Source organism: Mesorhizobium sp. WSM4989 (genome assembly GCF_029625795.1).
Classification (GTDB): domain Bacteria; phylum Pseudomonadota; class Alphaproteobacteria; order Rhizobiales; family Rhizobiaceae; genus Mesorhizobium.
The window spans coordinates 1898245-1922649 of the sequence record NZ_JARTVN010000002.1 but is presented as its reverse complement, the minus strand read 5'-3'; the positions used below and the strand labels follow the sequence as shown (position 1 = coordinate 1922649).

Annotated in this window: 27 protein-coding genes; 11 read left to right on the top strand and 16 right to left on the bottom strand. The window is 63.5% G+C overall.

The window, feature by feature from the left end; translation table 11 throughout:
- Nucleotides 1-28: 28 nt before the first annotated feature.
- Nucleotides 29-859 carry a cell envelope integrity EipB family protein gene (locus P9217_RS22055; RefSeq protein ID WP_127242192.1) on the bottom strand — a complete coding sequence of 277 codons (831 nt, stop codon included), beginning with the start codon at nucleotides 857-859 and terminating at the stop codon, nucleotides 29-31.
- Nucleotides 860-997: 138 nt separating this feature from the next.
- On the opposite strand from P9217_RS22055, the gene P9217_RS22050 reads away from it, so the two are divergent.
- The 3 genes from P9217_RS22050 (at nucleotide 998) to P9217_RS22040 (ending at nucleotide 3562) form a co-directional block, all read left to right on the top strand.
- Nucleotides 998-1462, top strand: a complete 465-nt coding sequence (locus P9217_RS22050) for a RidA family protein (protein WP_066992618.1) — start codon at nucleotides 998-1000, stop codon at nucleotides 1460-1462.
- A gap of 12 nt (nucleotides 1463-1474) precedes the next feature.
- Complete coding sequence (locus P9217_RS22045; RefSeq protein WP_278087512.1) at nucleotides 1475-2203, top strand: glycerophosphodiester phosphodiesterase; 729 nt, start codon at nucleotides 1475-1477, stop codon at nucleotides 2201-2203.
- Between the two features lie 144 nt (nucleotides 2204-2347).
- Nucleotides 2348-3562: a GNAT family N-acetyltransferase gene (locus P9217_RS22040; RefSeq protein ID WP_278087511.1), complete on the top strand. Its 1215-nt coding sequence runs from the start codon at nucleotides 2348-2350 to the stop codon at nucleotides 3560-3562.
- A gap of 21 nt (nucleotides 3563-3583) precedes the next feature.
- On the opposite strand, the gene P9217_RS22035 is transcribed toward P9217_RS22040, so the two are convergent.
- Nucleotides 3584-3748 (bottom strand): cytochrome oxidase subunit III, encoded by a 165-nt coding sequence (locus tag P9217_RS22035; protein WP_095780537.1) that lies wholly within the window; start codon nucleotides 3746-3748, stop codon nucleotides 3584-3586.
- Between the two features lie 157 nt (nucleotides 3749-3905).
- Between P9217_RS22035 and P9217_RS22030 the strand changes: the two genes are divergently transcribed.
- On the top strand, nucleotides 3906-4334 hold the full coding sequence (locus P9217_RS22030; protein ID WP_066992609.1) for an HIT family protein: 429 nt from the start codon (nucleotides 3906-3908) through the stop codon (nucleotides 4332-4334).
- Nucleotides 4335-4703: 369 nt separating this feature from the next.
- On the top strand, nucleotides 4704-5636 hold the full coding sequence (locus P9217_RS22025; protein WP_278087510.1) for a phosphatase PAP2 family protein: 933 nt from the start codon (nucleotides 4704-4706) through the stop codon (nucleotides 5634-5636).
- A gap of 236 nt (nucleotides 5637-5872) precedes the next feature.
- Here the strand turns inward: P9217_RS22025 and clpA are convergent, their stop codons facing one another.
- A complete protein-coding gene (gene clpA / locus P9217_RS22020; protein ID WP_066992605.1) occupies nucleotides 5873-8338 on the bottom strand; it encodes an ATP-dependent Clp protease ATP-binding subunit ClpA in 2466 nt (821 codons plus the stop codon).
- 6 nt (nucleotides 8339-8344) lie between these two features.
- A complete protein-coding gene (gene clpS, locus P9217_RS22015; protein WP_041000825.1) occupies nucleotides 8345-8671 on the bottom strand; it encodes an ATP-dependent Clp protease adapter ClpS in 327 nt (108 codons plus the stop codon).
- 89 nt (nucleotides 8672-8760) lie between these two features.
- Between clpS and P9217_RS22010 the strand changes: the two genes are divergently transcribed.
- The gene (locus P9217_RS22010) at nucleotides 8761-8937 is read left to right on the top strand and encodes a hypothetical protein (RefSeq protein ID WP_156751000.1); all 177 of its coding nucleotides are present in this window, start codon (nucleotides 8761-8763) and stop codon (nucleotides 8935-8937) included.
- A 10-nt stretch (nucleotides 8938-8947) separates the two neighbouring features.
- Here P9217_RS22010 and P9217_RS22005 read toward each other — a convergent pair whose 3' ends face one another.
- The gene (locus tag P9217_RS22005; RefSeq protein ID WP_066992785.1) at nucleotides 8948-9277 is read right to left on the bottom strand and encodes a phasin family protein; all 330 of its coding nucleotides are present in this window, start codon (nucleotides 9275-9277) and stop codon (nucleotides 8948-8950) included.
- Nucleotides 9278-9565: 288 nt separating this feature from the next.
- On the opposite strand from P9217_RS22005, the gene P9217_RS22000 reads away from it, so the two are divergent.
- Nucleotides 9566-11002, top strand: a complete 1437-nt coding sequence (locus P9217_RS22000; RefSeq protein WP_278087509.1) for a D-alanyl-D-alanine carboxypeptidase — start codon at nucleotides 9566-9568, stop codon at nucleotides 11000-11002.
- Nucleotides 11003-11043: 41 nt separating this feature from the next.
- On the opposite strand, the gene P9217_RS21995 is transcribed toward P9217_RS22000, so the two are convergent.
- The 3 genes from P9217_RS21995 to P9217_RS21985 all read right to left on the bottom strand — a co-directional run bounded on the left by P9217_RS21995 (nucleotide 11044) and on the right by P9217_RS21985 (nucleotide 13842).
- A complete protein-coding gene (locus tag P9217_RS21995; RefSeq protein WP_095777736.1) occupies nucleotides 11044-11742 on the bottom strand; it encodes a molecular chaperone DnaJ in 699 nt (232 codons plus the stop codon).
- A gap of 123 nt (nucleotides 11743-11865) precedes the next feature.
- Entirely contained in the window at nucleotides 11866-12303 is a 438-nt protein-coding gene (locus tag P9217_RS21990; RefSeq protein ID WP_067319848.1) for a DUF1489 family protein, read from the bottom strand.
- A 135-nt stretch (nucleotides 12304-12438) separates the two neighbouring features.
- A complete protein-coding gene (locus P9217_RS21985; RefSeq protein WP_278087508.1) occupies nucleotides 12439-13842 on the bottom strand; it encodes an L-serine ammonia-lyase in 1404 nt (467 codons plus the stop codon).
- A 168-nt stretch (nucleotides 13843-14010) separates the two neighbouring features.
- On the opposite strand from P9217_RS21985, the gene P9217_RS21980 reads away from it, so the two are divergent.
- A complete protein-coding gene (locus P9217_RS21980; protein ID WP_095825359.1) occupies nucleotides 14011-14730 on the top strand; it encodes a DUF599 domain-containing protein in 720 nt (239 codons plus the stop codon).
- On the opposite strand, the gene P9217_RS21975 is transcribed toward P9217_RS21980, so the two are convergent.
- From P9217_RS21975 to P9217_RS21955, 5 genes are all read right to left on the bottom strand, one after another.
- On the bottom strand, nucleotides 14703-15500 hold the full coding sequence (locus tag P9217_RS21975) for a YdcF family protein (RefSeq protein WP_278087507.1): 798 nt from the start codon (nucleotides 15498-15500) through the stop codon (nucleotides 14703-14705). The genes P9217_RS21980 and P9217_RS21975 overlap by 28 nt on opposite strands.
- A gap of 82 nt (nucleotides 15501-15582) precedes the next feature.
- Entirely contained in the window at nucleotides 15583-17148 is a 1566-nt protein-coding gene (locus P9217_RS21970) for an amidase family protein (RefSeq protein ID WP_278087506.1), read from the bottom strand.
- On the bottom strand, nucleotides 17148-17606 hold the full coding sequence (locus P9217_RS21965) for a GNAT family N-acetyltransferase (RefSeq protein ID WP_067319833.1): 459 nt from the start codon (nucleotides 17604-17606) through the stop codon (nucleotides 17148-17150). The genes P9217_RS21970 and P9217_RS21965 overlap by 1 nt, the downstream gene beginning before the upstream one ends.
- A 7-nt stretch (nucleotides 17607-17613) precedes the next feature.
- On the bottom strand, nucleotides 17614-17901 hold the full coding sequence (gene gatC / locus P9217_RS21960) for an Asp-tRNA(Asn)/Glu-tRNA(Gln) amidotransferase subunit GatC (RefSeq protein ID WP_095800780.1): 288 nt from the start codon (nucleotides 17899-17901) through the stop codon (nucleotides 17614-17616).
- Nucleotides 17902-18038: 137 nt separating this feature from the next.
- Nucleotides 18039-18746 (bottom strand): metal-dependent hydrolase, encoded by a 708-nt coding sequence (locus P9217_RS21955; RefSeq protein ID WP_278087505.1) that lies wholly within the window; start codon nucleotides 18744-18746, stop codon nucleotides 18039-18041.
- 107 nt (nucleotides 18747-18853) lie between these two features.
- Here P9217_RS21955 and ruvX point away from each other — a divergent pair, with 107 nt between their 5' ends.
- Nucleotides 18854-19336, top strand: a complete 483-nt coding sequence (gene ruvX, locus P9217_RS21950) for a Holliday junction resolvase RuvX (RefSeq protein ID WP_278087504.1) — start codon at nucleotides 18854-18856, stop codon at nucleotides 19334-19336.
- Here ruvX and P9217_RS21945 read toward each other — a convergent pair.
- From P9217_RS21945 to P9217_RS21935, 3 genes are all read right to left on the bottom strand, one after another.
- Nucleotides 19278-19619 carry a DUF6105 family protein gene (locus tag P9217_RS21945; RefSeq protein WP_278087503.1) on the bottom strand — a complete coding sequence of 114 codons (342 nt, stop codon included), beginning with the start codon at nucleotides 19617-19619 and terminating at the stop codon, nucleotides 19278-19280. The genes ruvX and P9217_RS21945 overlap by 59 nt on opposite strands.
- On the bottom strand, nucleotides 19619-20179 hold the full coding sequence (locus P9217_RS21940; protein ID WP_127240657.1) for a hypothetical protein: 561 nt from the start codon (nucleotides 20177-20179) through the stop codon (nucleotides 19619-19621). The genes P9217_RS21945 and P9217_RS21940 overlap by 1 nt, the downstream gene beginning before the upstream one ends.
- A gap of 152 nt (nucleotides 20180-20331) precedes the next feature.
- Entirely contained in the window at nucleotides 20332-21960 is a 1629-nt protein-coding gene (locus P9217_RS21935; RefSeq protein WP_278087502.1) for a DNA alkylation response protein, read from the bottom strand.
- 182 nt (nucleotides 21961-22142) lie between these two features.
- Between P9217_RS21935 and P9217_RS21930 the strand changes: the two genes are divergently transcribed.
- A complete protein-coding gene (locus P9217_RS21930) occupies nucleotides 22143-23108 on the top strand; it encodes an aspartate carbamoyltransferase catalytic subunit (RefSeq protein ID WP_095777744.1) in 966 nt (321 codons plus the stop codon).
- Complete coding sequence (locus tag P9217_RS21925) at nucleotides 23105-24391, top strand: dihydroorotase (RefSeq protein ID WP_278087501.1); 1287 nt, start codon at nucleotides 23105-23107, stop codon at nucleotides 24389-24391. Before P9217_RS21930 ends, P9217_RS21925 begins: the two co-directional genes overlap by 4 nt.
- Nucleotides 24392-24405 lie beyond the last annotated feature (14 nt).

Sequence of the window (24405 nt, the reverse complement as noted above, 5' to 3'; positions counted from 1 at the left end):
ACGGATCGCCGTAGCGGTTAACCCGCCGCTATTTCGAGGCCGGACAGGGCTTGGCCTGATCGAACAGCGACAGGTTCACCAATTTGCCGGTCATTGAGAAGTCGCCATAATCCATGACGAGGTCGCGCGTGATGCCGTTCTCATGCAGTTTGAAGCTGATCCGGTACTCCGGCACCTCTTCGCCGCTTTTGTCGGTGTCGTCGAAATAGGCGATGTCGACCGGCCAGTATTTGTCGGTGGCAAGCTCGGCGAGCGCCGGCGCTTCCGGGTCCGCCTTGTCGGCGTCGGCTCTTTTGCCGACGACGACGGTGGTCGTCATTACCTTATTGGCATCCTCGGAGCCGTCGAACAGATTGGTCTGATAGAAGTTCTCTCCCTTCTCGGCCTTGCCGATCAGCTCCACGAGGTGCTGGGTGGGGAACTGCGTGGCGGCGAGCTCGAGCGTGTTCTTCTCGGGCTTGTCGATGTTGACTTTGAGGCCCTTCGGCTCCCTGGTCGCCATACCCTTGACTTCCTTGTCGAGGTTCTGGTCGACGAAGGACTTCGTCACGAAGGAGAAGGTCTTGCCTTCTGCGTCCTCAAACGTCGTCGTCTGCTGGTCGGTCAGCCTAGTGTTCTCGCTGGTGACGATCTGCGTGACGAAACGGAACTTCACCGTATAGCCCTCGCAGGGAGAGCCGTTGAACTCATAGACCATGCGGCCGGAGATGCCCGTGATGCCGGAGCGGTCGGACGCCTTGTTGAGGGTGAGATCATAGACGGCGCGGTGCGCCTGCAGCGCGGGCACGGCAAGGGCCGGAGCCATCGGGATGGCCGCCGACACGAGAGCGGTGGAAAGGAAAAGGCGCGTCAAGCGCATGCAGTGCTCCGATCGTCGCGGCCGATGGCAGGCCGCAGGGAAAGATGGTCCAGCTTAAAAAAAGTCGTGGCGGAAGCGAGGCAAAAATAGCAATTTCGGCCCCGCCAACGCGGCGCCTTCCAGCAATAGGGAAAACCAATGAGCGAAACAATCGAAAAGCGGCTAAGCGATCTCGGCGTTGCCATTCCGGCCGCAGCAGCGCCGGCCGCCAACTACGTGCCCTACTGCCGGACCGGCAACACCCTCTTCACCGCCGGGCAGCTGCCGCTGAAGGACGGCAAGCTGCAGGCAAGCGGGCTGCTTGGCCGCGACATCGATACCGCCGCCGGCAAGGAGGGCGCAAAATTCTGCGCCATCAACATCCTGGCGCAGGCCAAGGCAGCACTTGGCGATCTCGAAAAAATCCGCCGGCTGGTCAAGATCACGGTCTTCGTCGCCTCGGCGCCGGACTTCGTCGAGCAGCATCTGGTCGCCAACGGCGCCTCCGACTTCCTCGTCGCGGTCCTCGGCGAACGTGGCAAGCACGCTCGCTCCGCCGTCGGCACTGCGTCGCTCCCGCTCAATGCCGCGGTCGAGATCGAAGCGATCTTCGAAGTCGAGTAAAACGAGCCTGACATGACCGACCTTTCCTGGTTGATTGCCCGCCCCGTCGCGCATCGCGGCTTCCACGACATGAACAAGACACGCTGGGAGAACACTCTGTCGGCCTTCGCCGCGGCAGCCGACCGCGGTTACGCGATCGAATGCGACGTGCATATCTCGTCCGACGGCGTTCCCGTCATCATCCACGACTGCGACCTGAAACGACTGACAGGCGAGGATGGCTTCGTCTGGCAACGCACCGCGGCCGAGCTCACCGCGCTCAAGGTGGGCGGCACGAAAGATCATGTGCCGACGTTGCAGGAGGGGCTCGACCTGATCGACGGACGCGTGCCGCTGGTGGTCGAGCTGAAAGGTGTTCCCGGCCACGACAAAGGATTGGTCGCGAGCGTCGGCAGGCTGCTCAAGCGCTACACTGGCAAGGTGGCGATCATGTCGTTTGACCATTGGCTGATCCGCGACTTCGCCAAGGAGGCGCCGGGCATTCCCGGCGGGCTCACCGCCTACGGCAAGGACGACCAGCTGATCGAGGCGCATTTTGCCATGCTGGCGCACAACCTCGCCTTCACCTCTTACGCCGCCGGCGATCTGCCGAACCCGTTCGTCAGCTTCGTGCGCGAAAAGCTCAAGATGCCGGTCATCACCTGGACCGTGCACGACCAGCCGGCGGTCGACCTCACCTTCAAATATGCCGACCAGATGACCTTCGAGGGCTTTGAGCCGGACCTGGTCAAGGTCGCCTAGAGCTGGATGATTTCAGGTCGAACGACCTGGATCAGATCCGAGCATGATGCCGTCCGAAAACCGCTTCGCACTTTCGGCATCATGCTGTGAGGCAGTGCCTGAAACGTGACTTGTAGCTGCCCTGAGGACGCTTAAATAAGCCGGATGGATCAGGGTGACGACGACGATGGACCGACAGCGAATGCGGACTATTCGGTCCGCATCGCGACCACCATCGGCGCATTCACCTGCGATGAATGGAACAGCTTCGCCGGAACCGCGCGCGGCGACAGAGCAAACGGCTACAACCCGCTCGTTTCATTCGGTTTTCTGAGCGCGCTTGAGGATTCTGGCTGTGCCGTGCGGCGCACCGGCTGGCAGGGTCATCACCTCAGGCTCGAGACGGCGCAAGGCAAGCTGCTGGGCGCCGTGCCTTGCTATCTCAAATCGCACAGTCAGGGCGAATATGTCTTCGACCACGGATGGTCGGACGCGTTCGAGCGCGCAGGTGGGCGCTATTATCCGAAGCTGCAATGCTCGGTGCCGTTCACGCCCGTCACCGGCCCTCGCCTGCTCGTAAGCAGGGGCGAGGACGAAGGCGCGGTGAGGGCCGGCCTCGCCGCCGGCCTGAAATTGGTGACCGACAAGCTCGGCGTATCTTCCGCGCATGTCACCTTCGCCGCCGAGCCCGACATTGCGACGCTCGAAGCAGCGGGTTTCCTGCACCGGACCGACCAACAGTTCCATTTCTTCAACGAAGGCTTTTCGAGCTATGATGACTTCCTCGCCACGCTCGCTTCACGCAAGCGTAAGGCGATGAAAAAGGAGCGTCGCGAGGCGCTGGCCGACGGCATCAGCATCGATTGGCTGACCGGCAGGGACATCACCGAACGCGTCTGGGACGATTTCTTCGCTTTCTACATGGATACCGGCGGCAGGAAATGGGGCCGCCCTTATCTCAACCGCCAGTTCTTCTCGCTGATCGGCGAGCGCATGGCCGAGGACATTCTCCTGGTCATGGCCAAGCGCAGCGGCCGCTACATTGCGGGCGCCATCAACTTCATCGGGTCCGACGCGCTTTACGGCCGCAACTGGGGCTGCATCGAGGATCACCCCTTCCTGCATTTCGAGGTCTGCTACCATCAGGCGATCGACTTCGCGATCGAGCGCAAGTTGAAGGTGGTGGAGGCCGGCGCGCAAGGCGAGCACAAGTTGGCGCGCGGCTACCAGCCGGTGACCATGCATTCGGCGCACTACATCGCCCATCCTGGCCTGCGCAACGCGGTCGCCGACTACCTTCGCCGCGAGAGGCGCGAGGTGGAGCGGATGGGGGAGTATCTCGAAGAGCACACCCCGTTCCGCAAGGATCTCAAGGAATAGCTCGGGCCTTGCCATCCACAGTCATTGCGGCTTTCGGGCCGCGATCGGAACGAGGAACGAAAAGCAGGCAACCAGGAAGAAAATGCCGCCGCCAAGCGCCAGCAGATCGCCTGCGCGCCACGCGGCGGCGATGAAGAACAGCGCCGACACAATGAACAACAGCCATCCGGCGACGATCCACTTCACAGTCGCTCCATCCTGACATTGACGTATCAGACGACAACACCTGCGATCATGCAACAGCGATGGCCGACCGCGCTGCCGACAGATCGGCTCAATCGTCTTGCCGCTCGGAAGCGGCTTCGCTACACCGGACGACGACACCTAATCCGGAGTGCCCGCCATGGCCGAAGCCTACGATCCCGGCAACATCTTTGCGAAAATCCTGCGCGGCGAAATCCCCTCGCACCGCATCTATGAGGACGATGCGGTCGTAGCCTTCATGGATGTGATGCCGCAAGGAGTCGGCCACACGCTGGTGGTGCCGAAGGCGCCGTCGCGCAATATCCTCGACGCCGATCCGGCAACATTCGGTCCGCTGTTTGCCGTGGTGCAGAAGGTGGCGGTTGCCGTGAAAAAGGCCTTCAATGCCGACGGCGTCACCTTGATGCAATTCAACGAGCCGGCCTCCGGGCAGACCGTCTACCATCTCCATGTCCACGTCATTCCGCGCTTCGACGGCGTGCCGCTGAAGCCCCATTCCGGGCAGATGGAAAAGCCGGAAGTGCTGGCCGAGAACGCCGGCAAGATCCGCGCGGCACTAGGGAACTAAAGCGCGCGGCCCCGTCGCCGTTGAAGGCCGACTGACAGCCTCGCACTGACGATCCTATATCGGTTTGCCGCGACAACCCTGGCGCGTTTTCCCCGGCCGCGTGCGGCGCCCGGATGCGACCGTTCGCACTCGAATCGTTTGGTTAGGAAATATCGAACCATCTCGCTGTAGAACGCTGGGGCGTGGCGAGCTATTGGGTTTCAAACCATGGACAATTCGGTTGCGGCGTCGACCCCCCTTGCGACGATGGCTGGCGGACGGGCTTTTCTGATCGCCCTGGCACACGCCTTTCGACGACACAGATTGCTTCACGCCTTGGCCGTCGGCGCTCTGCTTCTGGCAATAGCGATCGGCATGCGCACCGGAAACATGCCGGATTTCGGCATATTGAAAGAATACATTGAGTACCTTTTGATCGCTTTCTGGATCTGCGGTTGCGTCTTTGCACTTGGGATCTTTCTCCACCTTGCGCTGGTCAAACGGGATCCCGAACCGCTCGGCACCTTCCTGAAATCGCTGGGCAGCTTTTTCGGCGACGCCGAACGCACGGCCAACAGCCTCAACGGCCTGACCGCCAGCATCGCCTTCGTATCCGCCGTCGGCGTTCTGAAAGGAGCCATCGCAATCCTCTCCCCTTTTGCATGGGACAAGGCGCTGGCCCACGCCGATCGGATCCTGCATTTCGGTAGAGCGCCGGACGAATGGCTGTGGTTTATCGTCCAGTCGCCCTTTGCATTGAGGATGCTCAATCTCGCCTACAATTTCTGGTTCATCGTGCTCATCGCCACGGTTTTCACCGCCTGCATCACGCGCAAAGATACGAAGCTGCGTCATCAGTTCCTGATGAGCTTCATGCTGATATGGACGCTTGGCGGCTTCTTCCTGGCGATGGGGCTGTCGTCGGCGGGGCCGTGCTTTTACGAGCGACTGGGACTCGGCGGTGACTTCCGTCCCCTCATGCAGGCACTCGCCGCCGCCGATCGCATCTATCCGATCTGGGCGCTTAGCACGCAGGACATGCTGTGGAGCGGCTATACCGGCGCGACCGTCGGCAGCATCGGCATATCCGCTTTCCCGTCCATGCACGTGGCGATGGCGGTGCTTTTCTCCTTGTACGCAACGCAGCGCTCCCGGCCGGCCGGTGTCCTGATGTGGGCATTCGCTGCTGTGATAATGGTCGGCTCAGTCGCGCTTGGCTGGCACTATGCCATCGACGGCTACGCGGGTGCCCTCTTGTCGATCATGATCTGGAAGGCGTGCGGATATTTCCTGACACGCTTCGCGCCGGACGGCGTTGCTTGACTCTGCAGCCAGCAAACATTTCACGGGGCGGCAATGCTCGACTTCCGGAGGGCCGTGCGCCATTCCGTATGGATGATTTGGCCAGCCGTCACGTGGGTTCCTCCCAAGTCAAAAAGCCCCGTTGCCGGGGCTTTTTGACTTCAATGCATGTCGCCCAAAGGCGGGCGGCCGTTTTGGTAACAAGCACCTAGCGCGCGCCGCCTGAATCCGTTTCAGCGGGACGCGCTTCAGGTCGATCAGCCCTTGCGGGGCAGCTGCGGCACCAGGCTTCGCTTGCCGCCGTCCTTGCCCTTCGGCTCCGGCTTCTGCGCCACGGCCTTCTTGGCGGCAGGCTTCTTCGCCGCCGCCTTCCTCGGCTTCGGCGCGTCCTCCGGCTCTTCCTTCTTCGGCTTCACCGGAGCTTCATCGGCCAACGATTCGAGCTTCAGGCCGGTCTCGCCGGTTTCCTTCTTCTCGACGGTGACGCGCACCGTGCCACCCTTCTTCAGCTTGCCGAACAGCACCTCGTCGGCCAGCGGCTTCTTGATGTGCTCCTGAATGACGCGGCCGAGCGGACGCGCGCCCATGCGCTCGTCATAGCCCTTGTCGGCCAGCCAGGCGATCGCGTCCGGCGACAGGTCGAAGGTGACGCCCCGCTCGGAAAGTTGGGCCTCGAGCTGCATGACGAATTTCTGCACCACCTGATGGATCACCGGGATCGGCAGCGAGCCGAACGGAATGATCGCGTCGAGACGGTTGCGGAATTCGGGCGTGAACAGCCGGTTGATAGCCTCGACGTCGTCGCCCTCGCGCTTGGTCGAGCCGAAGCCGATCGCCGCGCGCTGAGCGTCCGATGCGCCCGCATTGGTCGTCATGATCAGGATGACGTTGCGGAAGTCGATCTGCTTGCCGTTGTGGTCGGTCAGCTTGCCATGGTCCATCACCTGCAACAGGATGTTGAACAGATCCGGATGCGCCTTCTCCACCTCGTCGAGCAACAGCACGCAATGGGGATGCTGGTCGACACCGTCGGTCAACAGTCCACCCTGGTCGAAGCCGACATAGCCGGGAGGTGCGCCGATCAGCCGCGAGACGGTGTGGCGTTCCATATATTCCGACATGTCGAAGCGGATCAGCTCGACGCCGAGCGAGGCCGCAAGCTGCTTGGCCACTTCCGTCTTGCCGACGCCGGTCGGCCCTGAGAAAAGGTAGGAGCCGATCGGCTTCTCCGGCTCGCGCAGGCCCGCCCGCGCCAGCTTGATCGCCGACGTCAGCGCGGTGATTGCGGTATCCTGACCGTAGACGACGCGCTTCAGCTCGACATCGAGACCCTGCAGCACCTTCTCGTCGTCCGCCGAAACCGTCTTCGGCGGGATGCGCGCCATGGTGGCGATCGTCGCCTCGATTTCCTTGATGCCGATCGTCTTCTTGCGCTTGGCCTCAGGCACCAGCATCTGCGAGGCGCCGGTCTCGTCGATCACGTCGATCGCCTTGTCCGGCAGCTTGCGGTCGCTGATGTAGCGGGCCGACAACTCCACCGAAGCCTTGATCGCTTCGCTCGTGTAGCGGACCTTGTGGAACTCCTCGAAATAGGGCTTCAGGCCCTTCATGATCTCGATGGCGTCCTCGATGGTCGGCTCGTTGACGTCGATCTTCTGGAAGCGCCGCACCAGCGCGCGGTCCTTCTCGAAGAACTGGCGGAACTCCTTGTACGTTGTCGAGCCGATGCAGCGGATCGCGCCGGACGACAGCGCCGGCTTCAACAGGTTCGAGGCATCCATGGCGCCGCCAGACGTGGCCCCTGCCCCGATCACGGTGTGGATCTCGTCGATGAACAGCACCGCGCCCGGATAGTCCTCGAGCTCCTTGACGACCTGCTTCAGCCGCTCCTCGAAGTCGCCGCGATAGCGCGTGCCGGCCAACAGAGTGCCCATGTCGAGCGCGAAGATGGTGGCGTCCTGCAGCACCTCGGGCACGTCGCCTTCGACGATGCGCTTGGCAAGGCCCTCGGCGATCGCCGTCTTGCCGACGCCTGGGTCGCCGACATAGAGCGGGTTGTTCTTGGAGCGGCGGCACAGCACCTGGATGGTGCGATTGATCTCGCTCTCGCGACCGATCAGCGGATCGATCTTGCCGGCCTTGGCCTTGTTGTTGAGGTTGATGCAGTAGGCCGTCAGCGCGTCCTGCGGCTTCTTCTTGCCGCCGTCTTCCTGCGGCTCGGCGCCGTTCTGACCGCCCTGCTCATCGTCGGCGCCGCGCGGCGTGCGCGACTCCGAAGCGCCGGGGCGCTTGGCGATGCCGTGCGAGATGTAGTTGACCGCGTCGTAGCGGGTCATCTGCTGTTCCTGCAGGAAATAGGCCGCATGGCTTTCGCGCTCGGCAAAGATTGCGACGAGCACATTGGCCCCGGACACCTCCTCGCGGCCGGACGACTGCACATGGATGACGGCGCGCTGGATGACGCGCTGGAACCCGGCGGTCGGTTTCGAATCCTCGTCGTAACCGGTGACGAGATTGTCAAGCTCGGTGTCGATATAGGTCAGAACGGTGTGCTTGAGCTCGTCGAGATCGACATTGCAGGCGCGCATCACCGCGGCCGCCTCGGTGTCGTCGATGAGCGCCAGCAGCAGGTGTTCGAGCGTTGCATATTCATGATGCCGCTCGTTGGCGAACGTCAGCGCCTGATGTAGCGCCTTTTCCAGGCCTTGGGAGAAAGCCGGCATGTTACCTCACTTCTTCTCCATCACGCATTGCAGCGGATGCTGATTCTGTCGGGCGAAATCCATGACCTGAGACACTTTGGTCTCGGCCACCTCGAATGTGTAGACCCCGCACTCGCCCACTCCATGATTATGAACATGCAGCATGATGCGTGTGGCGGCCTCGCGGTCCTTCTGGAAAAAACGCTCCAGGACGTGGACCACGAACTCCATGGGAGTGTAGTCGTCGTTAAGGATGAGGACCCTGTAGAGGCTGGGCTTTTTTGTCTTGGTTTTGGTGCGCGTGATGACCGCCGTGCCGCGACCGGGATCGTTGCGGTCGCCGTCACCTTGCATTCGCACCACGCCTGCCGTGGCAGTCAAACCGATCGTCACGTAGTCCTGCCTTTTCGAATCCTCATGCGAGTTCAACATGTAGGTCTTCGATGGCCGATTTTAAGCCCTTCTGTTTAGCTGACAATATGGCTAGGTACGCAAACTTCAGCGAATTTCTCAATCGTGAATGCGGCAAGGCGCGGGTGGTTGCGGCGGCGCATGAAAAAACCCGGCCGCGCTTCCGCGACCGGGTTGTTTTTGCGGGCCGGCTAGCCTGCCCGATGTGATCGGACGAAATTACTTCGCCTTGGCGACGACCGATTCGAACGGCTTGTAGGCTTCCTTGGCGAGCTCGGCATAGAGATTGCCGATCTTGCTGGCCTCGGCCACGAAGCTCTCGTAGCTCTGCTTGGCGTAGTCGGTCTGGATCTCGATGGCCTTCTCGATCGACTTGGCCGAGAACAGCTTCTCGAAGGCGGCGCTGCCGGCCTCGAAGCTCTTCTTGGTGTATTCGCCGGCTTCGGTCGCGATCGCCTGCGCACCCTTGGTGAGCGAGGCAAAGCTCTTCAGCCCGGTGTCGGCAAACTCCTTGCCGTATTTCGCGAAGTCCTCATAGGTCTGGGTCATTTCATGCCTTCCCTTGGTTGAAACGCCCATTTAGCCCCGGGCGCCCTTGTGCAATGCACTGGAATATATTGTGCGCTGCACAAAAGTCAAGATTGCCTTGAGCTGCAAGGGCTCCGCGCGACAGCGACCGCTAAAGTTCGAATAAACAGAGGCTCAAATCGCCAGAAAATGGTGAACGCGGCGGTTACCATAAACGGATTGGTAACGCTGACCGCGATAGCTTGGCCGGAAGTGAGGCAGGCACCCCTCTGCCGCCTCCGGGGCAACGAAAATTCAGGGTAAGTAACGGTGCGTCAGGCGTTGTCGGGCTTCGTCTCCAAATCTTCATTCTCCTTCAAGGCGATCATGATTGCCGCGCTCGCGGTGACGATTGTCACCGCCGATGTCGCCTCCGCGATGGCGGCAAAGTCTGCCGCGATTGTCGTCGACGCCAAGACCGGAAGGGTGCTTTATTCGGCCGACGCCAACGGCCGGCGCTATCCGGCTTCGCTCACCAAGATGATGACGCTCTACCTCACCTTCGAGGCATTGGCGAAGGGCAGGATCGGCAAGAACACGCCGGTGCCGTTCTCGGCCCATGCCGCGTCCGAGCCGCCGACCAAGCTCGGCGTGCGCGCCGGCGGGTCGGTGCCGGTCGAGACCGCGATCCTGTCGATGGTGACGAAGTCGGCGAACGACTCGGCGACCGCGCTGGGCGAGTTGCTCGGCGGCAGCGAAGACAATTTTGCCCGCATGATGACGGCCAAGGCACGCCAGCTTGGCATGAACGGCACTGTCTTCCGCAATGCCAATGGCCTGCCCGATCCGGGCCAGTTCACCACGGCGCACGACATGGCGATGCTCGGCATCGCGCTCCGCGAGCACTTCCCGCAATATTACGGCTATTTCTCGCAGCGCTCGTTCCTCTATGGCCGCCAGCGCATCAACGGCCATAATCGCCTGCTCGGCCGCATCAAGGGTGTCGACGGCATCAAAACCGGCTACACGCGCGCTTCCGGCTACAACCTGGTCTCCTCAGTCGCCGATGGCGATCGCCGCCTCGTCGCAGTGGTGATGGGCGGCGCTTCCGGCCGCAGCCGCGACAACCAGATGGCTTCACTGATCAACACCTACCTTCCGCGCGCCTCGACCCGCGGCGGCGGCAACCTGATCGCCAAGGCGGGCGGCGGCAATCCGATCAAGGCTCTGGCCAAGGTCCTCCTGCCCAAGCATGACGCACCGACTCCGGACGAAAAACCGGCTGTCGACGACACCGAAGTCGCGTCAGCCGATGACAGCGCGCCGGTCGCTGAGGAAACCAAGCCGGTGATCCAGGTCAGGAAGGTGAAGACGGTTGCGGTGGCCGCCATGGCTCCGGCACCCGCGCCCCAAGAAACCACCTCAGAGACCGAAACCGCATCACAGCCCGAAGCCACGTCCCAGACGGTTGCCGCTTACGCCGAGCCGGCCATCGATCCGGTCAAGACGGCCTCGCTGCCGTCGGGATGGGTGGTGCAGGTCGCGTCCTCGCCGACGCAATCGGGGGCTCAGGCGCTTCTCGACAAGACGACCAAGCAGGCGCCGAAGGTGCTGGCCGACGCATCGGGCTTCACGGTCGCGTTCGACAAGGGCGGCGTCACCTACTACCGCGCCCGCTTCGGCGGTTTCGGCTCGAAGGACGCAGCCTGGAAAGCTTGCGACGCCCTGAAGCGAAAGAAGATCGAGTGCTACGCCGTCCAGCAATAGGCGGCTTTTGAACCTCCCGGGAAGTTCCGCGTCGAAGGAGACTAGTCGTGATTGGAGAGCAAGACGTCCTTGGCTTCATTGATCCGCGCCGCCAGGACAGACGTGCCGCCGACATCGGCGTTCAGGCGCTGCATCAGGCGGCGGTGCGCCTTGCGGATATCCGCCGCGGCAGCCCCCGCTTCAAGACCAAGGATCTTGTAGGCCTCCTCCTTAGTCATGGCGCCCGCACCTGGCGCAACACCCAGCCCTTCGCCACTGTCCGGCTGCGCGTCCTTGCGCCAGACGGGAAAACGGCCGTCAAGATACGTCTCTAGCAGTTGGCGGCTCTCCGGGTCCGGCCGTAGCTCGACATGGAGTTGCTGCAGCTCGGCGATCTCCATGGCGCTCAGCATTCTCCCCTCATAGTGGCCGGCGAGAACAAGGCCTTCGAGCTTGCCGCTGTCGTGGTCGAGCTCCATTTCGAGAGCCGCGGTGCGCACGGTTGAGCGTTTGGCCGCGACAAGTTTCGGTGGCGGTCGCCTCGCCCGCATCCAGGCATACCAGCCTGCCGCAGCAATCATCAGCAGACCGCCAAAGCTGCTGCGGCCGACCACGAGCATCGTCGCGCCGATCAGGCCCAACAGCGCGGGCCCAAGCGTTCTGAGACTGTCCGCCATCCTCGCTGCGTCGGCACGCACAAAGATTGTCGCGGCGCCGAAAAGCACCAGGAGCACGGCTGCCAATGCGATGATCACGCCCATCAGTTTGCACCGCCATCCAAATGATTGTGCATCGAAATCAAGATGTGGCGCAGGGGCGGTGCTTGCAAGCCCCACGCCGGGCCGCTCGAAGGGCCAGCAAGCGGAAGATGAGGACCTGCAGTCCTACAGCAGGCCGAGTTCCGCAAGCTCCAGGCGCAGTTTCGGCGGCATCTCGGCCAATGCGGCCCTGCCCTTGCCGAGATCGGCCGGCGCATCGGAGGGCTTAAGATAACGCCAGCCCTGGAAGGCGCGGCGCGGCTGCCAGTCGGTGCGCACCACTTCGGGATCAAGCACGAGATGGCAGCGGCCGATGCCTTCGCCATCGACGAAAGGCCGGATCTCCGTAATCAGCTGCCGGCATTGGACGTTGCCCTTGATCACCCAGTAGAGCGAGCCGCCATCGGTGATCTCCCCACCGCGCGTCGGCACCATGCGCGTGGTGTGCCAGTGCTCGGCCGGCTCGCCAGCGCGGCACCGCTCGTCGAGACGGAAGGCGATCCACTCTTCCAGGTCCTCGACGCTGTCGCAGCCGACGCAGAGTTTGACGAGATTGAGAGACATGCCCGCAATCTAGCGACAGCGCCGGAGGCATTCAACGCCAAGCGGGATTATGCACAGGCCGACTGCAGCCAAATCATGAGGCCAGCGTGGCCGTTTCGATCGCTTCGGCAAACCAAGCCCGCCGGTGGGGCAAGGTCAGCACTCGACCACGTTGACAGCCAGTCCGCCGAGGCTGGTTTCCTTGTATTTCTCGTTCATGTCGAGACCCGTCTGGCGCATGGTCTCGATAGCAGCATCCAGCGGCACGAAATGCGTCCCGTCGCCCTTGATGGCGAGCGAGGCGGCTGTTACCGCCTTGACCGCGCCCAGCGCATTGCGCTCGATGCAGGGCACCTGCACCAGGCCGCCGACCGGATCGCAGGTCATGCCGAGGTGGTGCTCGAGCGCGATTTCGGCGGCGTTCTCGACCTGCTCCGGAGTGCCCCCCATGACCGCGCAAAGCCCGGCCGCCGCCATTGCCGAGGCGGATCCCACTTCGCCCTGGCAGCCGACCTCGGCGCCCGAGATCGAAGCGTTTGACTTGATGATGCCGCCGACGGCGGCGGCCGTCAGCAGGAAGTCGCGGATGCTCGGCTGGTCGGCTTCGGGATGGAAATGCAGCCAGTAGCGCAGCACCGCCGGCAGCGTGCCGGCGGCACCGTTGGTCGGCGCAGTCACCACGCGCCCGCCGGCGGCGTTCTCCTCGTTCACCGCCATGGCATAGATCGACAGCCAGTCATTGGCGAGCAAGGGGTTGGGCCGGTTCTGCTGCCACTGTTCCTGCAGCTTGTCATGCAATTGGCGTGCGCGGCGCCGCACCTTCAGTCCGCCCGGCATGATGCCGTCCTGCGACAGCCCGCGGTCGATGCAGCCTTTCATGGCGCTCCAGATCGCGTCGAGGCCGGCGTCCAGCTCCTCGCGCGACATATGCGTTTCCTCGTTGGACCGCTTCATCTCGGCGATCGAAAGCCCGCTCCTGGCCGCCATCGCCAGCATCTCGACGGCGTTCTTGAACGGATAAGGCACCTTCTTGCCTTCCGTCGTCACCGAGCCCTTGGCCTTCATGCGCTGCAACTCTTCCTCGGAGACGACGAAGCCGCCGCCGATCGAATAATAGATGCGCTTGAGCAGCAGCCGGTCGGACGCATCGTAGGCATAGAAGGCCATGCCGTTGGCATGGCCGGTCAACGGCGTCTTGCGGTCGAGCACCAGATCCTTGGCCGGGTCGAAGCGGTAGGCCGGATGCCCAGGCGGCGAAATCCGTTTCTCCGTTCCGATGCGGGCAACGATGCTATCCGCCTCATCCGGATCGACTGTCTGCGGCGTCTCGCCGGCCAGTCCGAGGATGACGGCGCGGTCCGAGCCATGGCCGATCCCGGTATAAGCGAGCGAGCCGTGCAGGCTGGCGCCGATGCGATCGACCTCGACGCCGGCCGGGCGCGGCCAGTCGTCGGCGAGGATCTCGTCGAGGAAGCGGCGGGCAGCCGTCATCGGCCCCATCGTATGCGAGCTCGATGGACCGATGCCGATCTTGAACAGGTCGAAAACCGAAAGGAACACGCGCCGCTGTCTCCTGGAGGCCGCTCAAAACTTACATATAGGAATTCTCGCGATGTTTCCGCTGTTTTGCATGTCGCGGCGCGGCGTCAGCCGACCTTGTTTGCTCCGGCAGCGACATGTACCGCTTGCTTCCGCCGTCGAAGCGCCCGGCCTGTGGTAAAAGAACGTATGGGCGATTCCCTTCATCTTTCGGCGACAGACCTGGCCGCTCTGGCCTTTTTCCTGGTCGTCTGGGTGCTGCATACGCTGGCCTCCGACGGCAAGCTCGTTAGCCGCGTGTCGCTGACCACGGCCATGAACGCTCAGCGCGAAGCCTGGATGCGCAACATGGCCGAGCGCGAGGTGCGCATAGTCGACACCGCCATCATGTCCGGGCTGCAGCAAGGCACCGCCTTCTTTGCCTCGAGCTCGCTGATCGCGCTCGGCGGCTGCTTTGCCCTTCTCGGCGCTTCCGACCGGGTTCTGACCATAATGACTGACTTGCCGTTGGCCTCCGCATCCTCCCGCGAAGCCTTCCAGACCAAAATGTTCGGCCTGGTGCTGATCCTCGCCTTCGCTTTCTTCAAATTCGGCTGGGCCTACCGGCTGTTCAACTACTGCTCGATCCTGATCGGTGCCGTGCCGGTCCCGCATGGCGAGGCCTCGCGCAATCCGGTCAGCGGGACGGCGGTGTGGCGGGCCACCCGCATGAACGTGCTAGCCGGCAAGCATTTCAATTCCGGCCTGCGCGCCGTCTTCTTCTCGATCGGCTATCTCGGCTCGTTCGTCGGCCCGACGGTGTTCGTGCTGTCGACGCTGGTGCTGCTTGCCGTGCTTGTGCGCCGTCAGTTCTTCTCGGCCGCGCGCCAGGCAGTGCTCGGTCAGCCGCCCGGCGCCGGGAAAGGTTGATCGATGCGGCCCGACAGCCAATAGGCGGAGAGCCCGATCCATTCGCGGATCGCCATGGTGGTCGCCTGCAGCGAATCGGCCGGATTGTCGCGGAACAGACCGATGCCTTCCTTGCCTGAGGTCCGGTAATCGACCGGCCAAGGGACGGTTGGAAAACCGGCCTTGTCGAACAACGCCTTGGCGCGCGGCATATGGAAGGCAGACGTCACCAGCAGCCATGTCTCGCCCGGTTTCGGCTCGACCAGCCTGCGGGTGAAGACTGCATTTTCGTACGTGTTGCGGGACTTGTTCTCAAGAATCAGGCGATCGGGCGCGACCCCCAGCGCGCCAAGCAGGCGCGGCGCGGTGTCGGCATCGCCCTCGCCGTCCAGGAAAAGCTCGCCATTGCCGCCGGAGACGACCACTTTCGCTTGCGGAAAACGCCTGGCGAGGATCGCGGTCTCGACCATGCGATCGCCGCCGCTGTTCAGCTCATAGCCGCCGCGCGCCAGATTGATCGCGCCCTCGAAACCGCCGCCGAGCACGACGATGCCGTCGACCTTGGCCGGCAGCGGCGGCTTGGGAAAGCGTTCCTCCAGCGGATTGAGCATCATTGCGCCAAGCGAGGTCCAGCCCGAAAGCGCGAGGATCAGGAAGGCGAGCACGCTGCCGGTGCCGGCCAGCCGAGGGCGGCGGAACAGCGCCGCCAGCAGACCGGCGAGCAGCAGGAAGATCGCCAGATTGAGCGGCTGGACGAGAAACCAGAGGATCTTGGAAAGATAATAGAACATCCCTCACCCCATTACGGCGCCGCGCGTCCGTTTGGACGCGCAAAGGACGCCACAACGCTAATGGACTAGATGAGGGACAACGCTACCACCACTTGTCCGGCTGGAACCTGCCCGCGGCCTGTTCGATGACGTGGGCGGTCTGGAACAGCGTTTCCTCGTCGAACGGCCTGCCGATGAGCTGCAGGCCGAGCGGCAGGCCTTTGCGGTCAAGGCCGGCGGGCACCGATATCCCCGGCAACCCGGCCATGTTCACCGTCACGGTGAAGATGTCGTTGAGATACATTTTCACCGGATCGGCGTTCATGTCCTCGTCGGCGACGCCGAAGGCAGCCGACGGTGTGGCCGGGGTCAGGATGACGTCGACACCGGCAGCAAAGACGGTCTCGAAATCGCGCTTGATCAGCGTGCGCACTTTCTGCGCCTGCAGGTAGTAGGCGTCATAGTAACCCGCGGAAAGCACATAGGTGCCGATCATGATGCGGCGCTTAACCTCGCGGCCGAAGCCGGCGGCGCGCGTCTTCTCATACATGTCGACGATGTCCTTGCCGGGCACGCGCAACCCGTAGCGCACGCCGTCATAGCGGGCGAGGTTGGACGAGGCCTCGGCCGGCGCCACGATGTAGTAGGCCGGCAGCGCGTATTTGGTGTGCGGCAAAGAGATATCGACGATCTCCGCGCCGGCGTCCTTCAGCCAGGCAATGCCTTTCTGCCAGAGCGCCTCGATATCCTCAGGCATGCCGTCGACGCGGTACTCCTTCGGAATGCCGACCTTCATGCCCTTGATCGGCTTGCCGATCACCGCTTCGTAGTCCGGCACCGGCCGGTCGACCGACGTCGTGTCCTTCGGGTCGGAGGAGGCCATCGACTTCAACAGGATCGCGGCGTCGCGCACATCGCGCGCGATCGGACCGGCCTGGTCGAGCGAGGACGCGAAGGCGACGACGCCCCAGCGTGAGCAGCGGCCATAGGTCGGCTTGATGCCGACGGTGCCGGTGAAGGCTGCCGGCTGGCGGATCGAGCCGCCGGTATCGGTCGCGGTGGCGCCGGCGCAGAGGAAGGCGGCGACCGCGGAAGCCGATCCGCCGGAGGAGCCGCCCGGCACCAGCTGGGCGTTATCCAACGTCCGCGCGGTCTTCGCGCCGCCGGCCGAGACAAACCCGCCGTCGCCCTGATGCGTCGTCGGCGTCACCACCGTGTCGAGGCGCGAGCGCCGCCAAGGATTGATGACCGGGCCGTAATAGGAGGTCTCGTTGGAGGAGCCCATGGCGAACTCGTCCATGTTGAGCTTGCCGAGCATAACGGCGCCGTCGGCCCACAGATTGGATGTGACGGTCGATTCGTAGCGCGGTTGGAAACCGTCGAGCACATGGCTGCAGGCCTGGGTGTGGACGCCTTCGGTGGCGAACAGATCCTTGATGCCGAGCGGAATTCCTTCGAGCGCCCCGCCCTCGCCCTTGCCGAGCTTCGCGTCGGAAACCTTGGCCATCTCGCGCCCCTTGTCGCCGGTCACCGCGACATAGGCATTGAGCACCGGATTGGCGCGCTCGATCGCCGAGAGATAGGCTTCGGTGATCTCGGCAGCCGAAATCTCCTTGCCGCGCAGCTTGGCGCGGGCCTCGGAAATGGTGAGATGTGTGAGGTCGCTCATCAGGTAAGGCTCTTTTCGTAAAACACCGACCATTCCGAGTCGGGATAATCCAGCACCGGGCCGCAACGCGAAAACCCGGCGCGTTCGTAGACGGCCCAGGCGGCAGGGTGGCGATCGCCGGTCTCCAGAACCAGGCGCTTCAGGCCTTCCTGCCGCGCCAGACCCTCGATCCGCGCAACGATTTGGGCACCGATCTTCTGGCCGCGATGCGTGGGCCGCGTGTACATGCGCTTGACCTCGCCGACCGCGTCCGCATGACGCTTCAGCGCGCCGCAGCCGACCGCAAGGCCAGCGTCGCGGGCGACGAACACGGTCGTGTCGTGGCCAGCCATCTGCTCGACGGTGAGGTGATAGCAATGTTCCGGCGGCGTCAGTTCGAGCAGCGCGGTGTTGAGTTCTGCGACCAGCGCGCGCACGTCGTCCTGCAAGGGCGTCTCGACGCCGATTTCGACGGCCATCCTGCCCTTACTCCACAACCTTGGGAACGAGGAAGAAATTCTCTTCCATGGCCGGCGCGTTGGCGACGATGTCGACCGCTTTGTTGCCGTCGGTGATCATATCCTGCCGCTTCTTCATCTCCATCGGCGTGACCGAAGTCATCGGTTCGACGCCGGAGACGTCCACCTCGTTCAACTGCTCGACGAAGCCAAGGATGGCGTTCAGCTCGCCTGTCATGCGCTCGGCATCCTGCTCGCTCACGGCAATGCGGGCAAGGTGCGCGACGCGCTTCACGGTCTGAAGATCAACGGACATGTCTATTTGCCTCGGGAAAACCAGTGCGGGCTATAGCGGCGCCGCGCTTGCGGCGCAACATAGATCATGCCGCCGACCGGGATGCGGTGCTTCGGGCGCCGCTCTAGGCAGTGTACCCTACTACATAGGGCGAACGCCTAGATCGTGATCGCCTTGCCGATCTCGGGCAGCGCCACCTTGACGCCGGATCCCTCCATGCCGGCGACGAATTTGTCGGCGGTCTGGTCGATCATCGGGAAGGTGCCGAAATGGCAGGGAACGACCGTATCGAAGCGGAAAAAGCGGCGGCAGGCTAGGGCAGCCACCGCGCCGCCCATGGTGAAGCGATCGCCGATCGGCACGATGCCGATCTTCGGTTCATGCAATTCGTTGATCAGCCCCATATCGGAAAAAATGTCGGTGTCGCCCATGTGGTAGAGCGTCTTGTCCTCCGGGAAATGCAGCACGAGCCCGCCCGGATTGCCGAGATAGGTGTTGGTGCCGTCTTGTCCGCCGAACGAAGAGGAGTGCAAAGCCTGGACGAAAGTGGTGGTGAAGGGAGCGCAATCGACGGTACCGCCGATATTGCCGGGATTTATCTTCTTATCGCTGACGCCCTGGCCGACGAGATACATGCAGATCTCGAAATTGGCGACCAGCATGGCGCCGCTCTTGTTCAGTACCTCGGCGGCTCCGCTGATATGATCGCTGTGGCCATGGGTCAGAAGAACATGCGTCACCCCTTCGGCTGGATTTTCCCAGCCGCCCGTCCATGACGGATTGCCGACCAGATACGGGTCTATGAGGATGTTGGCGTCCTTGGTCTCGATGCGGAATGCCGAATGTCCATACCAGGTCAGTTTCATGAAGGGATTCCTCGATTTTCTCGTTGCCAAAGGATAGAACGCCGAAAGCAAATTGAAAGTCCCGCGGCCGATCAAAAAGCCGCGCGGCGACTAACCAGGACGAGCGGTTGGGCATCATAAGCATCGAGGAATTGCCTGCAGTTCTCGCGGGCGGCCGCACGCTCGCCGGGCTTGATCTGGGCGACAAGACGATCGGCGTGGCGGTGTCGGACCGAAGCCTGTCCTTCGCCCATCCGCGCCCGGTCATCCTGCGCAAGAAGTTTTCGCTCGATGCCGCCCAGTTGCTGGCTCAGCTCGAGAAGGACAATGTCGGCGCGATCGTGCTCGGCCTTCCCGTCAACATGGACGGATCGGAAGGACCGCGCGCTCAGAAATCCCGCGCCTTCGCGCGCAACATGGCCGCCTTGTCCGACCTGCCCTTCGTGCTATGGGACGAGCGGCTGTCGACGGTCGCGGCGGAACGGACGCTGATCGAGATGGATTTCTCGCGCAAGAAGCGCGCCGGCAAGATCGATTCGGCGGCGGCGGCCTTTATTCTGCAGGGAGCGTTGGACCGACTCCAGTCGCTCGGCCGAGCTGATCGGGGCTGACAGGGCCTTCCCGGCGCCGCCTGATCCATTCGGCGATTTGGCGCCGGCGGCGGAATGCCACCAGTCCGAGCAGCAGGAAACTGTCGAACACGCAGGCCCGCGCCACCATACCGGGGATGATCCCCGGATCGACGCCGAGCATATGGCCGTAAAGCTGGAAGACCAGGTCGTGCAATTGGCGGCTGAGCATCACGTAGCCGAAATTGATGTCGTTGAGAGACAGGAAGAACCAGCCCCAGAACAGGACCAGCGGAGCCGCCCAGAATGCGAACAAGGCGCGCATCAGCGGCGACCTCCGGGTCTGGTTTCCGGCCGGCTGGAGATGCGGGACAGGAGCGAGCTGTGCGCGACGCCCGCTGCCATGCGATGGGAAACCAGGGGGGCTTCGCCTTCATGCAAGGTCATCGCGGCGAGAGCCGAGCGTCGCTCGGCGAGCACCGCGACATAAGAGGCGAGCAGCGCCGTCATCTGGATGGCGACGACCATGAACAGCCCGTTGATGCCTTGCGCGGCGCCGCCGACGAGAATCACCGAAAGCAGGAAGGAGGCGCAGATGAAGGCTATCCGCACCACCGTATCGCCCGCATCCGGCCTTGTCGCGATGTTGAGCAGCGTCTCGACGAAGGCCCAGCAGAACAGCAGCGCGACGATCAGCAGAGCGACCGCGAGCGGCGCCACGACGAGAGCATGATCGAGATCCGGGAAACGGCTGCTTTGCAGCGAGACGCCAAGCACGCCGAGCGCCGACGCGATGCCGCGATTGCCATCCATGCAGATGTAGGCCAGCAGGGCGAAGACAACCGCCCAATGCAAGGCCAGAAATGATGTCAAAACGTGCCGCATGCGCTTCCTGCCTGGGAGCACGGGATCGTCATGGTTAACATTTCCCTACTCCGGTGGACAGAGTGGGCTCCGCGAAGCCTCCCCGCAACGGAAACCATTCGTTAAGGTTAACGGCAATCCACAGGCCGGCGATCGAACGCCTTTCAGGCCGCTCAATTCAGCGGCGGGTAAAGCGTGTCGATGATCATGCGCGCGTCATGGCGCGAATCGAGCATGCCGTAGGTGGTGCGCCATTGGCCGCCGAGTCTTGTTTCGACGAAGGCGTCGGCGATCCGCCCTGCCCCCAGCCGGCGCAGCTCCGCCGCCGCCGCCGAAAGCGCCAGCTGTTCGGTCAGCAGGCGAGCAGAGCCCTGGTCGGTCGAAGCCACCTGCATGGCCGCATTGAGCACGCTGATGGTGCCCCGCCCGCCGGCGCCGAGGTCGCGGTCGATGCCGGCCAGCACCTCCTCGAACAGGCCTGGCGCGCGGCCAAGCACACGCAGCACGTCGAGCGCCATGACGTTGCCGGAGCCTTCCCAGATCGCGTTGACCGGAGCCTCACGGTAATAGCGAGCAAGCGGCGCTTCCTCCACATAGCCGTTGCCGCCGAGGCACTCCATCGCCTCGTAAAGCAAGGCCGGTGCGATCTTGCATACCCAGTATTTGACCACCGGCGTCATGGCGCGTGCAAAGGCCGCCTCGCCGCGATCGCTCGCCGCCTCGTCGAAGGAACGCGCCAGCCGGAACGACAGCGCCGTCGCGGCGGCAACGTCGAGCGCCATGTCGGCAAGGACCCGCTGCATCAGCGGTTGATCGACCAGACTGGTGCCGAACACCTGGCGATGGCGCACGTGGTGGACGGCTTCGGCCAGCCCGGCGCGCATGAGCGCTGACGAAGCGACGGCGCAGTCGAGCCTGGTCAGCGTGACCATGTCCATGATCGTCTTGATCCCGGCGCCCGGCTCGCCGACCATCTCGCCGATGGCATTGGCGAACTCGACCTCCGACGAGGCGTTGGAGCGGTTGCCGAGCTTGTCCTTCAGGCGCTGGAAACGGAAGCCATTGCCCGAGCCGTCGCCCAGAATGCGCGGAACCAGGAAGCATGAAAGCCCTTCCGGCACCTGGCCGAGCACGAGAAAGGCGTCGGACATCGGCGCCGACATGAACCATTTATGCCCGGTCAGCCGATAGAAGCCGTTTCCCGCGCGCTCGGCCTTTGTGACATTGGCGCGCACGTCGGTGCCGCCCTGTTTCTCGGTCATTCCCATGCCGAGGGTAAGCCCGGTCTTTTGCACCGGCGGCTTCTGGCTCTGGTCGTATTTGCGCGTTGTCACGCGCGGCGCCCATTCGCGGAACAGCTTTGGGCTCGCCATCAGCGCCGCCAGCGAAGCGCTGGTCATGGTGATGGGGCAAAGATGTCCGGTCTCGAGCTCCGCGGTCAGGTAGAAGCGCGCCGCCCTCACCTGATGCCGGCGGCCGATCTCGGCATCGCCGTTTTCCCAAACCGAGGAATGCAGGCCGCCGGCAACCGAGCGTCGCATGAGCGCGTGATAAGCGGGATGAAACTCGACCAGATCGACGCGTCGGCCCTGGCGGTCATGCGTCCTGAGCTTCGGTGTGTCGGTGTTGGCGAGCCGGGCAAGTTCCTGTGCTTCCTGCGTCATGACGAACCTGCCGAGCCCGTCCAGATCCTTGCGGACGGAATCGGAAAAACGCTCGGCAAGCTGGATGAGCAACGGATCGCCCCGCCATGCGTTGCCGCCCCTCAGTGGCGGCGGCTGGTTGATCACCTCGTCGGTCACGCCCAATCCTTCAGTTGGCAGAGAGGTCCTTACCATCTCAAGGCCGCGGTCGCGAATCCGAAGCCATCGGGCCTTATAGCCAAGCAATGCAAGGCGCGCGACGAAAATACCGGGGAGAACGCGCGCAATCCAAAGCTGGCGCTTGCGGCTGGCCGGACCGCACCCTATAGCAGCGCCTTGAGATGACCGACGCTTCGTCCCTGCCGCTGTTCCCTCACCGCCATCTTCTAGGCATCCGCGATCTTTCCCCCGCTGATATCGAGCTGTTGCTCGATCGCGCCGACCGGGCCGTCTCGATCTCGCGGCAATCTGAAAAGAAGACCTCGACGCTGCGCGGCCGGACACAAATCAACCTCTTCTACGAGGCCTCGACCCGCACGCAATCGTCCTTCGAGCTCGCCGGAAAACGGCTCGGGGCCGACGTCATGAACATGTCGGTGGCGAGCTCTTCGGTGAAGAAGGGCGAGACCCTGATCGACACCGCCATGACGCTCAACGCCATGCGTCCGGATATCCTGATCATCCGCCATCAGTCGGCGGGCGCGGCAGCGCTTCTGGCGCAAAAGGTCGGCTGCTCGGTGGTCAACGCCGGCGACGGCGCGCATGAGCACCCGACGCAGGCGCTGCTCGACGCGCTGACCATACGCCGCGCCAAGGGACCGCTGTCGAAGCTGATCGTGGCGATCTGCGGCGACATTCTGCATTCGCGCGTCGCCCGCTCCAACATCATGCTCTTGAACGCGCTCGGCGCGCAGGTGCGGGTGGTCGCACCCTCCACGCTGCTGCCCGCGGGCATCGACAGGATGGGCGTGATCGTGTCGCGCTCGATGGCGGAAGGACTGAAGGACGCCGACGTCGTGATGATGCTGCGCCTGCAGCGCGAGCGCATGGAAGGCGCCTTCGTGCCGTCGATCCGCGAATATTTCCGCTATTTCGGCCTCGACGCCGAGAAGCTGAAAGCGGCCAAGGAGGATGCGCTGGTCATGCATCCCGGGCCGATGAACCGCGGCGTCGAGATCGCCTCGGAGATCGCCGACGGGCCGCAGAGCGTCATCCAGGAACAGGTCGAGATGGGCGTAGCCGTGCGCATGGCGGTTATGCAAGCGCTGTTAGACCCGCGTCGCAACCAGGAGGGACGCGGCGCATGAGCGTGACGGTCTTCAACAAGGCCCGCATCGTCGACCCCTCGCGCGGTGTCGACGAGATCGGTGCGGTAATCGTCGACGGCCGCCGGATCGTCGCCGCCGGCAAGGCGGCGCTGAACCAGGGCGCGCCCGAAGGCGCTGTCGTCATCGACTGCGCCGGCAAGACGATTATTCCGGGTCTCATCGATGCCCGCGTCTTCATCGGCGAACCCGGCGGTGAGCACCGCGAGACCATCGCCTCGGCAAGCGTCGCTGCGGCAGTCGGCGGCGTCACCTCCATCGTCATGATGCCTGACACCAATCCGGTGATCGACAATGTGGCGCTGGTCGAATTCGTGCTGCGCACGGCAAGGGACACCGCAAGCGTCAACATCTTCCCAGCGGCGGCAATCACCAAGGGTCTCGACGGCCGCGAGATGACCGAGTTCGGCCTGCTGCGCGAAGCCGGCGCCGTGGCCTTCACCGATGGTCGACACACGATCGCCAACGCCTTGGTCATGCGCCGCGCGCTGACTTATGCCCGCGATTTCGGTAGCGTAATCGCGCATGAAACCCAGGATGCCGACCTTGCCTCGGCCGGCGTGATGAACGAGGGCCTTTATGCGAGCTGGCTCGGCCTTTCCGGCATCCCGCGCGAGGCCGAGCTCATCCCGCTGGAGCGGGACCTGGCGCTGGCGCGGCTGACCGGCGGCGCCTATCACGCCGCCAAGATCTCGACTGCGATGGCGGTTGGCGCGGTGAGCCGGGCAAAGGCCGACGGCGCCAATGTCACGGCGGGCGTCGCCATCCACAATCTGTCGCTCAATGAGAACGATGTCGGCGAATACCGCACCTTCTTCCGGCTCACCCCGCCCTTGCGCGCCGAGGACGACCGGATGGCGATGGTCGAGGCGATCAAGGACGGCACGATCGATCTCATCGTCTCCTCGCACGACCCGCAGGATGTCGATACCAAGCGACTGCCTTTCGCGGATGCCGCCGCCGGGGCGATCGGGCTGGAGACGCTGCTTGGCGCAGCACTTCGGCTCTACCACAATGGCGATGTGCCGCTGCTCAGGCTGGTTGAGACCCTGTCCACCGCGCCGGCAAGACTGTTCGGCCTGCCCGGCGGCACGCTGAAGCCGGGTGCCGCGGCCGATCTTGCGCTGGTCGATCTTGACGAGCCCTGGATCGTCAGCGAGAGCGGCCTGCACTCGCGGTCGAAGAACACCTGTTTCGAAGGCGCGCGCCTTCAGGGCAAAGTCTTGCAAACCATGGTAGCGGGCCGCACAGTGTTTTCGGCCTGAACATCAATCGACCA